This is a genomic window from Collinsella aerofaciens (assembly GCF_001405375.1).
Lineage (GTDB): Bacteria > Actinomycetota > Coriobacteriia > Coriobacteriales > Coriobacteriaceae > Collinsella > Collinsella aerofaciens_F.
This window is the reverse complement of the sequence record NZ_CYYP01000003.1, coordinates 65227-79260: the sequence shown is the minus strand read 5'-3', so window position 1 is coordinate 79260 and position 14034 is coordinate 65227. Positions and strand designations below refer to the sequence as shown.

13 protein-coding genes and 1 tRNA gene are annotated in these 14034 nt (G+C 54.4%); 5 read left to right on the top strand and 9 right to left on the bottom strand.

The genetic code is table 11. The features are described from left to right. Nucleotides 1–117: 117 nt before the first annotated feature. Nucleotides 118–591, top strand: coding sequence for a NanQ anomerase/TabA/YiaL family protein (locus tag ARB25_RS02385; RefSeq protein ID WP_055285470.1), 474 nt, complete (start codon nt 118–120; stop codon nt 589–591). Between the two features lie 194 nt (nt 592–785). Here the strand turns inward: ARB25_RS02385 and ARB25_RS02380 are convergent. After that, a tRNA-Thr gene (locus ARB25_RS02380) sits at nt 786–861 on the bottom strand. Between the two features lie 157 nt (nt 862–1018). On the opposite strand from ARB25_RS02380, the gene ARB25_RS02375 reads away from it, so the two are divergent. After that, nucleotides 1019–1513 (top strand): PTS sugar transporter subunit IIB, encoded by a 495-nt coding sequence (locus ARB25_RS02375; protein WP_055285468.1) that lies wholly within the window; start codon nt 1019–1021, stop codon nt 1511–1513. Nucleotides 1514–1582: 69 nt separating this feature from the next. On the opposite strand, the gene ARB25_RS02370 is transcribed toward ARB25_RS02375, so the two are convergent. The 4 genes from ARB25_RS02370 to ARB25_RS02355 all read right to left on the bottom strand — a co-directional run bounded on the left by ARB25_RS02370 (nt 1583) and on the right by ARB25_RS02355 (nt 5316). Further along, on the bottom strand, nt 1583–2635 hold the full coding sequence (locus tag ARB25_RS02370) for an aldose epimerase family protein (protein WP_055285466.1): 1053 nt from the start codon (nt 2633–2635) through the stop codon (nt 1583–1585). Between the two features lie 183 nt (nt 2636–2818). Continuing rightward, nucleotides 2819–4342 (bottom strand): PTS transporter subunit IIC, encoded by a 1524-nt coding sequence (locus ARB25_RS02365; protein ID WP_082421826.1) that lies wholly within the window; start codon nt 4340–4342, stop codon nt 2819–2821. Nucleotides 4343–4465: 123 nt separating this feature from the next. After that, a complete protein-coding gene (locus ARB25_RS02360; RefSeq protein WP_055285464.1) occupies nt 4466–4771 on the bottom strand; it encodes a PTS sugar transporter subunit IIB in 306 nt (101 codons plus the stop codon). A gap of 53 nt (nt 4772–4824) precedes the next feature. Next, nucleotides 4825–5316: a PTS sugar transporter subunit IIA gene (locus ARB25_RS02355; protein WP_055285462.1), complete on the bottom strand. Its 492-nt coding sequence runs from the start codon at nt 5314–5316 to the stop codon at nt 4825–4827. Nucleotides 5317–5652: 336 nt separating this feature from the next. Between ARB25_RS02355 and ARB25_RS02350 the strand changes: the two genes are divergently transcribed. Continuing rightward, on the top strand, nt 5653–6417 hold the full coding sequence (locus ARB25_RS02350) for a DeoR/GlpR family DNA-binding transcription regulator (protein ID WP_055285460.1): 765 nt from the start codon (nt 5653–5655) through the stop codon (nt 6415–6417). A 226-nt stretch (nt 6418–6643) separates the two neighbouring features. Here the strand turns inward: ARB25_RS02350 and ARB25_RS02345 are convergent, their stop codons facing one another. Both ARB25_RS02345 and ARB25_RS02340 read right to left on the bottom strand, forming a co-directional pair. After that, nucleotides 6644–7363 carry a GntR family transcriptional regulator gene (locus tag ARB25_RS02345; RefSeq protein WP_216595100.1) on the bottom strand — a complete coding sequence of 240 codons (720 nt, stop codon included), beginning with the start codon at nt 7361–7363 and terminating at the stop codon, nt 6644–6646. A 72-nt stretch (nt 7364–7435) separates the two neighbouring features. Beyond that, nucleotides 7436–8356 carry a DUF7916 family protein gene (locus tag ARB25_RS02340; RefSeq protein ID WP_055285456.1) on the bottom strand — a complete coding sequence of 307 codons (921 nt, stop codon included), beginning with the start codon at nt 8354–8356 and terminating at the stop codon, nt 7436–7438. A 356-nt stretch (nt 8357–8712) separates the two neighbouring features. On the opposite strand from ARB25_RS02340, the gene ARB25_RS02335 reads away from it, so the two are divergent. Both ARB25_RS02335 and ARB25_RS02330 read left to right on the top strand, forming a co-directional pair. Continuing rightward, on the top strand, nt 8713–10407 hold the full coding sequence (locus ARB25_RS02335; RefSeq protein WP_055285453.1) for a PTS lactose transporter subunit IIBC: 1695 nt from the start codon (nt 8713–8715) through the stop codon (nt 10405–10407). 162 nt (nt 10408–10569) lie between these two features. Continuing rightward, entirely contained in the window at nt 10570–10908 is a 339-nt protein-coding gene (locus tag ARB25_RS02330; RefSeq protein ID WP_253276028.1) for a sugar phosphate isomerase family, read from the top strand. Nucleotides 10909–10945: 37 nt separating this feature from the next. On the opposite strand, the gene ARB25_RS02325 is transcribed toward ARB25_RS02330, so the two are convergent. After that, nucleotides 10946–12178: a Fic family protein gene (locus tag ARB25_RS02325; RefSeq protein WP_070100720.1), complete on the bottom strand. Its 1233-nt coding sequence runs from the start codon at nt 12176–12178 to the stop codon at nt 10946–10948. 367 nt (nt 12179–12545) lie between these two features. After that, nucleotides 12546–13967, bottom strand: coding sequence for a 6-phospho-beta-galactosidase (gene lacG / locus ARB25_RS02320; protein WP_216595099.1), 1422 nt, complete (start codon nt 13965–13967; stop codon nt 12546–12548). Nucleotides 13968–14034 lie beyond the last annotated feature (67 nt).

Below are 14034 nucleotides of genomic sequence, written 5' to 3'. Positions count from 1 at the left end.
CGACTTTGTCGTGTTCAATCCCGACCTTACCCTGGTCGAGACGTATGTGGGCGGCAACAGCGTCGGTAACGTGTTTACCGAGTAGCCGCCAAAGAGACGATCCGAGAGGGGATTTAGATGATTTACGGTGCATTGGGCGATATCGAGGAGTACCGCGGAATGCTCAAGGGTCTCGACGTGCTGATCGATTGGCTTGAGGAGAACGACCCCGCGGAGCTCGAGGTCGGCAGCCACCCGATTCTGGGCGACAAGGTCTTTGCGAACGTCATGGCTCCCACGACGCGCCCCGAGGCCGACGCTCACTATGAGACGCATCAGCGCTATCACGACCTGCAGATCGACGTCGAGGGTCGCGAGGCCTTTAAGGTTGCCACGGGCAGCCTGACGCTGGTCCAGGAGTTTGACGAGAAGGACGACTACGATCTGGTCGATTCCGACGCTTCGATCGCCGGCGATCTTGCTGACGATAAGTTTGCGCTGTTTGTTGCCGGCGAGCCTCACATGCCCACGCTCGAGTTCCCGGGCGATGGTGCGCAGCCGGTCAAGAAGATCTGCTTTAAGCTGCTTGCCGACGCCTACTGGGAGGAGTAGCGAGCTGCTCGTGAGCTAGCGTGATTCCCCTTGGGGAGCGTGTTCGAGCCCCGTTGATCGCGGTTCCCTTGGGGATTGCGGTTGGCGGGGCTTGTTGTTGAACAGGGGAATTGCCGGCGGCGTTGCGCACAGATTGGCAAGAGCGCTCCAAATCGGCAACAAAAAAGCCGCTCGAAGGCGGCTATCTTGTGCAATGGAGCCAGCGACCGGGCTCGAACCGGTGACCCCCGCTTTACGAGAGCGGTGCTCTACCAACTGAGCTACGCTGGCGGCCATGTGATGACGCAACTGAGGCGTCAACAGTTGTCCATGATACGGGACATCGCAACTCCGCGCAAGTGTTCTGACGGCTTTTCTCACTTTAAATGCACTAATATTGGAGACGTGATGTCTTGCTCTTACGGGTCTCAAACAGAATGGGGCTGAAATGGCTCAACCCAAGATCCTTCTCACACGTATCGATGACCGTTTCATTTACGGGCAAGACGTTGAGCTGTGGAATGAGGCGGTTGGTTCCAACCTCGTCCTGATCGTTAACGACGAAATTGCGGCGGATTCGCGCAAGTGGGCGCCTATGAGGGTCGCGGCGCCAGAAGGCGTGTGGACACGGTTTTTCTCGGTGCAAAGGACCATCGACATCATTCACACCGCGACGCCGCGCCAATGGATCCTGATTATGGTGGCGTCGCCCGCGGATGCATTGGCGCTGGTGAAGGGTGGCGTGCCCATCACCAAGATCAGCATTGGTCACATGCAAGCAGGGGAGGGCAAGCGCCCCATAACGCCCGCGGTTGCCGTGAGCGAGGCAGACGTCGCTGCCCTCAAAGAACTGCAAGAGCTCGGCATAGAGCTAGAAATCCGCTATCTCCCCAGCTCCGACTCCGACCCCATCCAACTAGTCATTCAAGAACGTCCCCAATGACTAGGTAGAAAAACGCCCGTAGGCGGTGGTGCCGGCGGGCGTTGCTGTGCGTTATGTTGCGTTATGGGCTTAGTGCCTCATAAAGTGGTATTCGATCACATTGCTGTAGGGGTGACCCGGGCCCACGATGCCCTGCGGGAACAGCGGCTGGTGCGGCGTGTCGGGGTACATCTCGGCCTCGAGGGCAAAGCCGGCACCCCAGCCATAGTTGGCATCGTCCTTGGCGTGCTCGTCGTCCAGCCAGTTGCCGGTGTAGAGCTGAACGCCCGGCGCGGTGGTGTAGTAATCCAGCTCACGACCGGTCCACATCTCCTCGACGTGCATCGCGCGGCGCAGATTACGGCCGTACTGATAGCCATCGATGCACAGGCAGTGGTCGTAGCCACGGGCCTGCTTAATTTGCGGGTCGTCGGCCTCCATACCGGGGGCAACGGGGCGCAGCTCGCGGAAGTCAAACGGCGTGCCCTCGACCGGAGCAATCTCGCCGGTGGGGATGTTCTGTTCGTTGATGGGCAGGTAGTGGGCGGCGTTGGCCACAAAGAAGTGCTCGCAGTCCATGCCGGCGTTGTGGCCGGCAAGGTTAAAGTACGTGTGGTTGGTCATGGATACGTAGGTGGCGCGGTCGCTCTCGCAGCCGTACTCGATGCGGAAACGGCCCGTCGGCGTGACGGTAAACACGGCCGTAAAGGTGCGGTTGCCGGGCAGGCCCAGCTCACCATCCTCAAGCGAGGTGGTCATACGCACGGCGTTGTGAGTCTCGTCGATCTCAACGTTCCATACGCGCTTGTGCAGGCCGTGCTCAAGGTCGCTGTGCAGGTTGTTGGCGCCCTCGTTGGCGGTCATGTGCCAGTCGGTGCCATCGATGGTGATCGTGGCGCCTGCGGTGCGGTTGGCCACGGGGCCGATGGTTGCGCCAAAGCAGGCGGGGTTGTCAAAGTAATCCTCGAGCTTATCGAAGCCCAGCACCACATCGCGTACGTTGCCGGGGATGTCGGGTACGTCAATGCCCAGAACGGTGGCGCCGTAGTCCATAATGCGAACGCAGATCTCGGGTCCGTTGAGGGTGTAGCGATGAACGGGGGTACCGCACGGCGCGGTGCCGAAAAGCTCGGAAGTGATCATTTGGTTCCTAACATCGAGGTATTTCGGACAAACTGTAGCGCGAACAGGCGAGATTATCACTACACCCCACTAAAGCAGGGGTAATATTCTCAAAAAAGTGATGATTGACTTACTTTGGACGAAAAAAAAGAAACCCGTCGGGATGCGACGGGTTTCTTCCACAGGGGATATTGTGGCAATTGGTTAGGCGTTTGCCTTTGCGGCCCCGGCTTCCTTGGCAGCCTTGAGGTCCTCTTCGGTAAACTTGCCGGTGGTGAGCGGCGAGAGGGTGCACTTGTCCTGCTTAGCGTACTCGATGTTACGGGCGATCATCTGCTTGCGATACCAAGCGAAGAGCGCGACGTAGACGGCGATGGCGACGACGGTGGCGATAATCATGGCCACATCACCCGTGGTCGCCTTGCCCACGAAGAAGGCCAGGAACTTCTCGACAGGTCCTTCCATGGTGGTCTGCGAGATGAGGCCGGTAACACCATCGGGGAAAGCGCCGACGGACTTAGCGGTAAAGGTGACGAAGTCGGCGACGAGGGTGCCGGCGCCCAGGAAGACGGGCAGCAGGACAGCGCCAATGACGACCATGCGAATCACGCGGCCGCGGGTGACAATGAGCAGTGCCGGCGTCAAGCCCATGGCGATGATGCCGCCGAGCGGCAGCAGGCCGTTCCAAGTGCCAGTCGGGGAGAAGGGGCAGGGAACGTTGGCGAGCAGCAGAGCCTCACCCAACATGATGGGGGCAAGGATGTTGGCAGCAGCCCAAATCTCGGCGCGGCCGGCGATGAAGGGCCAGTCGAGGCCGACGTTGAGGGTGCGGCCCTGGAGCCACTTGCTGTTGTTGGCAAAGTCGGAGATGCCCTGAGACAGCGGCTCGACGGCTGCGATGAACCAAGAGCCGATCATCGAGAACAGCTCAAGGCAGGTTGCGGCGGTAAAGGCGAGCGTGCAGATCTGCTGCGGGGTCTGGTGCGAAAGAAGGCCGACGAAGACGCCCAGGTAGATACCGATAGCAAACTTGGAGCCCCAGAAGCCAATCATGTTGTTGAGCTTGGCGGCGTCGAAGTCGTACTTATCGAGGAAGGGGAGCACCTTGTCGATAATCTTGTTGAGCAGCATGGCCAGCGGGTTCATCATGTAATTCATGTGAGTCGTGGTCATGGGGTTCTCCTCGGGAGCACCCAAAAGATCGTTGAACGTGGGCTTCATGAGGTCGGAGTTCATGATCTTCATAACGCCGACGAAGACGACGAGCAGCGTGGCGACAACGATGTTGGCGCCAAAGTAGATGCAGGCAAGGCCAACAAAGGCGAGGTGCCAAACGTCAAAGATGTCGACATCGATGGTGTTCGTCTTGGCGAGCACGATCATCACTATGTTGACGATGACGAGGACCATCAGGAAGTACAGCGTGTAGGGAGAGCCCCAGGTGATGGTGGCCAGCGGTGCCCAACCCACGTCGGTAACGGTGAGCTGAAGGCCGGTGGACTCAACGAACGTCGTCATGGCACTCGAGAAGGCCGTCGTTAGAATGTTGATGATGGCACCGATACCGGTGATGGCGATACCGAGCTTAAGACCGCCCTCGAGGGCCTTGGTAAACTTAACTTTGAAGAGTAGGGCAATAACCGTCAAAACGATGGTCATCATAGGGGCTGCGCCAAGGTCGATCAGCGGCTGAAAGACGGCGTTAGCAAACCCGATTACTGCGTCCATGTCTCCTTCTTTCCTAAAAGAGCAATACCTTTACGTGTGTTGCTTTCAAAAAAAGGAAGATGTCGTTCCCGGCCGCCATCTTCCTTTAAAGCCAAAGAGTGTGCAGTGCGAAGCTGCAAAAGATTAGTTGAGACCCTTTTCCTTGATAATGGCCTCAATCTTGTCGTAAACCGGCTTAGCCATGGCAGGCATGCGGTAAAGGATCGGGCCGGCGTCGACGATCGGGGTCTTAACCTCAAAGCCAAAATCGGTCTTGGCGATCTGGGCGAAGATGTCGTACTGAGAGAGCATCTCCTCGTTGACATCCTTGATCATCACGGCGTCGCAATGCAGGTTGTAGCCACGATTCTTAAACTCGGACTCGATAGCTTCCTTGATCTGATGGCTGGAGTTGACACCGGCGCCACAAGCTGCGAGAACCTTAATCATGATAAATTCCTTTCTCTATGCGGGGTGCCCCGCGGATTCCAAAAAGTGATTGGCTAGTCGGTAGGAAAGTTGTCGACCAAGAACTGGTAGATGGCCTTGGTGTCGGTCATGGAGAACAGCTCCTTGACGCGATCGGTGCCAAGTGCGTTAACGAAGTCCATGATCTTGGCGAGGATGCCCACTTGGGCCTCTTTGTTGTCGTTGAGGATCATGAACAGGAACGAGACGGGGAAGGTCTGCGAGGGGTCGATCATGGAGTGCCACTCGACGGGGGTCGTAAGCTTGACGGGGACGATGCGACGGGTGTGAACGAACTCGACCTCGGTGTGAGGAACGGCAAAGCTGGGCAACTCGGGGTCGACGACAGACATGTCCATGCCGGTGGGGTAGCCCTTTTCGCGCTCGATGATGTTCTCGAGAAACGCGGGCGCAACATAGTTTTTGAGTGACAGCTTATTGGCGATCTCGGTAAAGACATCTTCTTGCGTGGTGCGGTCGCAAACAAATACGGTGTCCTCGAAGAACAGATTGCTCTTTGCGGACATCTCTGCAACTCCTTCAGTTCCATGCAGATCGAACGTGTTCGAATCTGTTTGTTTAAATCGTCTATAATTTAAGTCCTGGGGAATAAATGTGTCAATCTGTTTTCTATTGTTCGAGAAAGTTCAATTTGCTTTATTGAAGCACAATTAATTGAAATAATTTTAAAATAGCAGCTTATTGCACATTTCTCGTTGGTCTCCTGGCGTTGGAGTAATTCGTTATTCTGCGTTTGACATCGAGTTTTCTACCGTTCACCGGGAAAAATCGACCGCTTAGGGAGAGTGACCATAACTGTTCGATTACTATAAATGCGAACAAAACCACTCAAAGGAGCAAAAATGATCAAGGCGGAGCGTCAGGATAAGGTTCGTCAGCTGCTCGAGGAACAGGGAACGGTCTCGGTTAAAGAGATCTCGGACGCGCTGGGCGTCTCGGACATGACGATCCGCCGCGATCTTGAGGAGCTTGCAAGCCTGGGCGAGATTGAACGCGTACACGGCGGCGCCCGCAGCGCGCAGAGCCGTCCCCATGCCATGCTGCGCCATGAGTACTCTCACAGCGAAAAGCGCACCAAGCATGCCGAGGAAAAGCTGCAGATCGCGCGTCGCGCTGTGGAGCTCATCGAGGAGGGCTCGACCATCTTTTTGGGCACGGGCACCACGGTTGAGCAGATGGCCTCGATGCTGCCAGCTTTTCGCCTGCGCATCGTGACTAATTCGCTTTCGGTCTTTAACCTGCTCGAGGAGCGCGAGGACTGCGACCTGTGTCTGGTGGGTGGCATGTACCGTCGCCGCACCGCCGCCTTTGTGGGCCCTACGGCCGAGGATACTCTGCGCGCACTGGGCATCGATGCGGCTTTTCTCGGTGCTAACGGCATTCTGGATGGTGACGTGTCAACGTCCAATATGGACGAGGGCCGCATCCAGCAGCTGGCCTTTAGCAAGGCCGACTCGCGCTACCTGATCGCCGATTCCAGCAAGATCGGCAAGCGTGACTTTTTTACCTTCTGCCGCTTGGACAGCCTGGACGCCGTGGTATGCGAGCCGAGTATTACCGCCGAGGACCGCACCGCCATCGAGGAGCACACGCAGGTCATTTGCTAGTTAGCGTAGCAGGCGATATTTCTGCCCTCTGCCGGTGCGGAGGATAACCACTCCACAATGACGTGTGAAATGACGCGCAAATGCGCTATGGCGAAGTATTCAGCTTGCAAACAATTGCAGCACGTTGTGTCCAAGCGTCCGGTACCAGCGGATCGTCTCGATCTGTAACAGCTAGGACTTAAAAACTCGGCTACGTGTTACAGATCGAGACAAAAGAAAAAGAACATTAGGACTTGAAAATAAAGTTTTGATAAGGGACCCGCCCAGTTAAGACGGTGCGGCAGACAATTGAGATTAGTTTGCCTCCGGAGTCGTAAGCATAATGAGTCAGTTCGATGACCGGAAGTTTTGCAACACCATAATTACTGGCTTCGGAATCGCTAAGCTGACGTGCTCTATAGCTTTCCCTAACAGATTGGATAGACTTGGACAAGTCGTCCATGATTCTGCTAAATGCCTGAAAATCTAACTGGTTATTCGGAACGCGCGACTTTGAAATGAAGAACGTATCAGCGCCTATGAAGCTGCCTTCAAGTTCGTAGGTCAATTCAAGACGCTGAATTTCATCGCGACTTTGACATCCAAATTGTTGGAGCATCATTACGGAAATTGGACGACCTGATGTGAGACCGCCGAAATGTTTGGTGATGGCATCCGGATCAACGCCATCGCAATGGCTTGCAAAGTCAAAGTCTAAAAGTGAATGGAGCTCGCTAACGCGTTTCGGTGCAACAAACGATCCCTTACCTTGGATTCGATAGATACTTCCACGACGCTCCAGCTCACTCATGGCAAGTCGGACGGTTGTTCTGCTTACGGCGTATTCGTCGCAGAGTTCCATTTCTGTTGGAAGTTTATCGTCTGCTTGATATTCATCGACGATCTGCTTGAGCAGTGCGTCGATGAGCTGTAAATAGAGTGGCCGTTTTTCGTGTGTATCGAGCATTAGAGCCTCAGTTTGCATGTTGGTTATACCTGATGGTTGCCTCAGTCGGGATGTAACGTGGGCAAGGTAACCTTAACGTATCACAGAGCGGCTCAGCATGACGATCTGATGCCTGTATCCACGAAGGGCTTGTCCGAGCGTGAAGATATTCTGGGGCAGGCAAATACCGTTCATGGAGTCCCCGATATGCTGGAGGTCAGCGCCGGCTGCTTTTGCTGCAAGGCCTATTTTCTTAATGGTCTCGCTGTCGCAGGAGTCTTGACTCGTCCCGTTCGCCGCCATGACGAGAACCTTCTCTTCAATTGACTTGCCTACGTTGTAGGATCGTACAAAGTCTACGATGGCGCGCAGGTCTGCTTCTTGGAAGCAAGGGACGGTGTAGGGGGCTGGCACGAGAAGGATATCGACGCCGAGGTCAACAAACTTGCGCGCAATTTCGAGCGTCATGACAGGTTCCGCAACGCCCGCTCCATGCATTTTTCCGGCTATGACCAGGCCATTGAAATGCTCTTTGGAGAGTTTAATCGAATGGGCGATTGCATCGTTGGAGACGCCGGTTCCAGGGTTGCCCGTCAGGCAGATAAAATCAAATCCGAGTTCGTTAGCCTTTTCTAAGGTCTTGGGAGAGACGCGACGACCCATGGGGATTTCCGTACGGGATTCAGACATCTCTGCCTCGTTATCAACTGGCTCCAGATTGACGCCGATCGGCCTTCCGCATGCTCGCTTCACCCAAGTGACCGGGTTTTCATTGAGATCATCTGGAATACCGGCAATAACTGGATCGAACACATCGAACGCGTTAAACAGAAGCAGGTCGGCACCTGCGGCACGTTCGATTTCTGCATTAGTAACGCCGCTGAGAAATTGGGAAGAGGGTACGTTTTCCGCCATGATGGTACGTCCCTCGGAGGCCAGAATTGCCTGCTTTAGATCCATGGGTGACGTGGCGGCAAAATCGGATGCGGACATGTTCAGTAATCGTTTGGGCATTGTTACTTCCTTTGACTAGAACGACAGGCTTGTGACATCGTCACTAATATTGTTACAACAATATATTAAATATGTTATATCCAATCGGTGAACGGTTGCAAACTTATTGTACTGCTCCGAAAAAATAGCCTTTAGCTGGATAAATCTAAAATTACGCAACTGCCGTTCACCGAATAAGTATTTGAATTCTTGACATATCGACAAAGCGGAAAAAGAATTGGTTATGACAAATCGCGCAAATGATATTACATTTCGCACGAGAACGTATTCATTTACATACGTGGATACAAACTGGGACGACGACGGTTGAGTCCGGATAAATCGTTGTGTGCCCGGGAAACATGAAAGGATGTCTTATGGACGCTATCGTCAAATTCCTTGAAAAACACCAGGCCCTCTTCGACAAAATCTCAAGGAACATTTATCTGGTGGCGATTAAGGATGGCTTTCTCTCGAATATGCCAATTGTGCTGTTCTCGAGTCTGTTCCTTCTTCTTTCGACGCTCCCTGCCTATGTAGGCATCGCGCTTCCGTCTGAGGTGCTGGATTTCTTTAATAAAATCTATGCATATACCATGGGACTTCTTGGCATTATGGTGGCCGGCACCACGGCGAGCTCACTTGCCAAGTCGATGAACCGCCGCATGCCTTCGGGCAAATCTCTCAACCCCACCTCGTGCATGGTTTGTGCCATGTGCGGCATGTTCTTGCTATCGGTGACGAACGATGTTGTCTCGATTGGCGGAGCAGATACGTCTGTTTTTGAAACCGGCTACATGGGAACCAAGGGTTTTATCGCTGCGTTCGTATCCGCATTCTTGACCGTTAATATCTATAAGGTGTGCATTAGCCATAATGTGACGATCAAGCTCCCCAAAGAGGTCCCTGGCTCTATTGCGCAGAGTTTTCGCGATATCTTTGCGTTTGGGTTTTCGATCCTTGCGTGCGCTTTTATCGATCTCGCGAGCCGTAAGCTGCTTGCTGTGCCGTTCGCCAATTTGGTATCCGCTCTTATCTCGCCGCTGTTCTCCGCGGTCGACACCTATCCTGGCATGGCGCTTATCGAGGGCGCGGTCGCACTTTTCCAATTTATGGGCATTCACGGTGCCTCGGTTGTCATGACTCCGATCAATGCTGCGCTCTACGACAATACCGTTACCAATCTTGCGGTTTACCAAGCAGGTGGACACCCGTCAATTGCTCTCGCGCTGGACTTTACAAACTTCATCGGCGGTCTGGGCGGTTCTGGCTGCACGTTCATCGTTCCTATTATCCTAATCATGTTTATGCGTTCCAAGCAGCTTAAAGCCATGGGCAAGGCATCGATTATCCCGGTGATTTTTGGAGTTAACGAGCCCGTTCTCTTCGGTATGCCGATTGTTCTCAATCCCTATATGTTCGTGCCCTTCCTAGCGGCTCCTATGGTCAACGCTATAATCGGTAAGTTTTTCATTGACGTCATTGGAATGAACGCCCCCATGTATACCATGCCGTGGGCGCTTCCCGGCCCAATCGGTGCATTCCTCACCACAGGTCTTGATGTACGTTCTCTTGTATTGATTGCAGTGTTGTTGGTCGTTGACTTTGTGATTTACTATCCGTTCTGCAAGGCGTATGACCATCAGCTTTGTTTGGAAGAGTCTGCAAAGGAGACTGCAGGAACCTCGGATGCAGATGCTATTGCCGCACAGGAAAATGTCGCAAAAGCTCTCGAGGCGGTAAAGGACAAGGCGGAGCAGATCCGCGTGCTTGTGCTTTGCCAGGGTGCCGGCACTTCGACTCTCTTGGCAAATGCTCTTCGCGAAGGCGCCGCTGCTAAGGGTATCGATCTGGTTTCTCAGTCCGGTGCGTACGGAAGCCACTATGATACGATGGATCAGTACAACGTGATTGTTCTGGCGCCCCAGGCACGCATGTACTATGACGCTATGAAGGCCGATACCGATCGCCTTGGAATTAAACTGCTCACCACAAGGGGCAAGGAGTATATCGACCTTACCAACGATCCCGAAGGTGCAATTGACTGGATCGTTCAGGAGCTGGCCAAATAGTGGATGCACTTCGTCGTTGATTCGTCGGTGTATGGTACGGCCCCGCAGCTTATTGAGCTGCGGGGCCGTATTTCGTTGAGTATCTAATTGAGACAATGAGCGCAACCGTCGTGAGATCGCATTGGCGCTCTCCGAGTCACCGACAAACTGCCTTCCATCTATGTGACCAATTCGCTTTCGGCGTTTAGCCTGCTCGAGGTGCGCGAGGATTGCGAGCTGTGCCTGGTGGGCGGTATGTACCGTCGCCGCACCGCCGCCTTTGTGGGCCCCATGGCCGAGGATGCCCTGCGCGCACTAGGGATTGACACGGCGTTTATCGGTGCCAACGGCATTCTGGACGGCGACGTGTCCACGTCCAACATGGACGAGGGCCGCATCCAGCAGCTCGCCTTTAGCAAGGTCGATACGCGCTACCTCATCGCCGACTCCAGCAAGATCGGAAGGCGATACATCTGCCCCCTGCCGGCGCGGGGGTACCGCTTTACAATGACGCGCAAATAGCTTTGGGCAACAAGGATGAGACTATTCTGGGATATGACTAGACTCCGTATTTCGTCTTTATGTCCCTTGAGAATGAATCGTAGTCTTCATAGAGCCCCTCTCTGCTTTCATCCTCGGCGTGGTTTACTCGTTCAAGGAGCTTATCCTTTGGAGCCTCTTTTGTTATTGCGGCCTCGCCATCGGGTATTGTTGCTTGTAAGAATAGTTCTAGAGCATGGACGTCTTTGAGTATGTAGCCCGTCGAACGACCCGCTCCTGTTTTTTCGATTGCGCTGCAACTAACAAGCTGACCGAGGGTTCGTTTAACGGTTACCTCGCTGATATCGGGGCAGCTGGACCGGATGTCGGATTTCTTAATGACGCCGGGTCTCTGTTGAAATAGAACAGCGATGCGCGCTTGCTTCGACATGGGACGAGTGCTTGATTCAATTAAGGTACGCTGCTCGAGCTGTCGGTAGGCGGCCAGGGTTGTTCCGAGCATGAAACGGATAAAGGGTACTTCGGTGTTTTGATTTTCATTCCATCCAGTGGAGCTTGCAGCGAGGGCGTTGTAGTAGAGCGCCTTGTTGTCTTCAATAAGTCGTTCGATGCTGATGTAACGCGCAGCGTCGTATCCAGTCTTTTCGAGCAGCAGCGTTGTAAGGAGCCGGCTCATCCTGCCATTGCCATCGTTGAAGGGATGAATGCTGACAAAATCGAAGATGAAGCGGAATGATATAAGGAGGGGGTCGCAAACTTGACGAGATAAGGCGTCGTTGAGGGACCGACAGGCTTCTTCGATAAGTCCGGGGGTTGCTAGGGCCGAAGGCGGCCTAAAGCGCACAAATCGATTGCCTTGATTGTCGATGGAGACGATTTCGTTATCGCTATCTTTCCAATGGCCCCCATACGAGATTGCCGTGTGCGCCATGAGGTCACGATGCAACTGCAAAATGACCGATGGCGTTACGGGAATGAAATCGTGCTGCTCGTGAATAAGCGACAGCGCATCTCGGTATCCAGCGATTTCTTCCTCTGCGCGGGAGCTTGGCTTGGCGGAATACGCCATGATTGCTTTGAGTCTATTTTGGGTGGTAACAATTCCCTCAAGTCCGTTGGAGGATCGGGTGCTTTGGATCTTAGCCTCCTCCATTAGGGACGATAGAAGCTCGGGTTTGACTTGACTCAGAGCAAGCTGACGGCCTTTATGCTCGCGTATCGAGAGGAGGAGGTTGGTGATTGGAGTTGCTTCGAGTTCAGCTGGGACTGTGGTGTAATCGAACTGGCGCATGCGGCTCCTTTCGGTATCACGAACATACTTTCGATATCATAATACCATTAAATGATACCGAAAGTATGTTCGTGATACCGAAAACTAGAAACCATGCTTTATAACTGCTTGGAAAGTTCGGATTTGACTATCTTATTGTCTCGATCTGTAACAGTTAGACGGTTAAAAGTGGGCTACGTGTTACAGATTGAGATCTTTCAGCCCTGGTCGCCCGTTCGTCTAAATCTATAACAGTTAGGATTGAAAATCCCTGCTAGATGTTACAGATCGAGATAAACGGCCTGCTCGGGCTCACCAAAAACAAAAAAGGCCGCATGCGAACCCGTGGGGGATTCGCATGCGGCCGACAGGGGATACGCGGCTGAAGTTAGGCCATGAGCAGGCCGGTCTCCGCGACGTTCTTGTACCAGTACGCGCTCGCCTTGGGATAGCGCTTCTGGGTCTCAAAGTCGATGTAGAACAGGCCATAGCGCTTGTTATAGCCGTTGGTCCAGGAGAACTGGTCCTGCAGCGACCACACAAAGTAGCCGTCGACGTTCACGCCGCCGTCAATCGCCTTGAGGATCCATGCGAGATGCTGACGCATGTAGTCGATGCGAGGGGCGTCGTCGATAAAGCCGTCCTCGAAGTCGTCCTTATAGCCCATGCCGTTCTCGGTGATGTAGATTTTCTTGTAGTTGGGGTAATCGTTCTTAATGCGGAGTAGCAGGTCGTAGAGGCCTTCGGGATAGATAATCCAGTCCCAATCGGTGGTGGGTACGCCTTCGCGCACGCATGACTCGCCCACGCCCTTGAGGAACCAGCGCGAGGAGCCCTTGTCACCGGTGCCATTGTGGTTGATGTCGTTTTCGCCCTCGGCGGCACGCAGGAACTGGCACTTGTAGGTGTTGACGCCCAGGCAATCGTTGTAGGGGAGCGCGGCGGTCAGCGCGGCGATGTCCTCGTCGCGGACGTCGAGCTCGCCGCCGGCGATATGGGCCAGCTTGGTCGCAGCCTCCATGGTGTCGGCTGCATAGTGGCCGCGGAAGGTGGCGTCGAGTACCCAGCGGTTGTTGATGACGTCGGCCATGCGAGCTGCCTCGCAGTCGGTGGCGTTGTTGGGGTCGAGGGGATACTTGGGCTCCAGGTTCTGGACAATGCCGATCTCGCCCTCAAAGCCGCCCTCGTGGAAGGCGACGACGGCCTTGGCATGGGCCACCATCATGTTGTGCATGAGCTGGAAGGCCTTATCCAGGCGATACTTCTCGCCGTGCGGCCAGTTGCCGACGATAAAGCTGCCCTCGGCGGTCGCGGGAATCTCGTTAAAGGTAAACCAGTGCTTGACCTCGGTGAACTCGGCAAAGCAGAACTTGGCGTACTCGACAAAGGCGTCGATCGTCGTGCGCGTCAGGAAGCCCTCGCCGCCGTTCTGGTAAAAGGCCTCGGGCGTATCAAAGTGATCGAGCGTGACATAGGGGATAACGCCGGCTTTATTGCAGGTGGCAAAGAGCTCGTGATAGAAGGCAACGCCCTCGGGGTTAATCTCACCAGTGCCGCTGGGGAAGATACGGCTCCAAGCGATGGAGACACGAATGCCGTTGATGCCGAAGCGCTGGCACAGGTCGATATCGACCGGGTACTTGTTGTAGAAATCGCTTGCGGGGTCGGGGGAGAAACGGCCCTGAGCAGCCAGGAAATCGTCCCAGGGCACTTTGCCCTTGCCGTGTGTACGGGTCTCGCCCTCAACCTGGTAAGCAGCGGTGGCGCCGCCAAACACAAAGCCGTCGGGGAACTGCATGGGGTTGGTCATGAGTCATCCTTTCTGTGGGATACGAATAGGGAGAGGTGCCCGAACCGGGAATCCGGGCACCAACAGA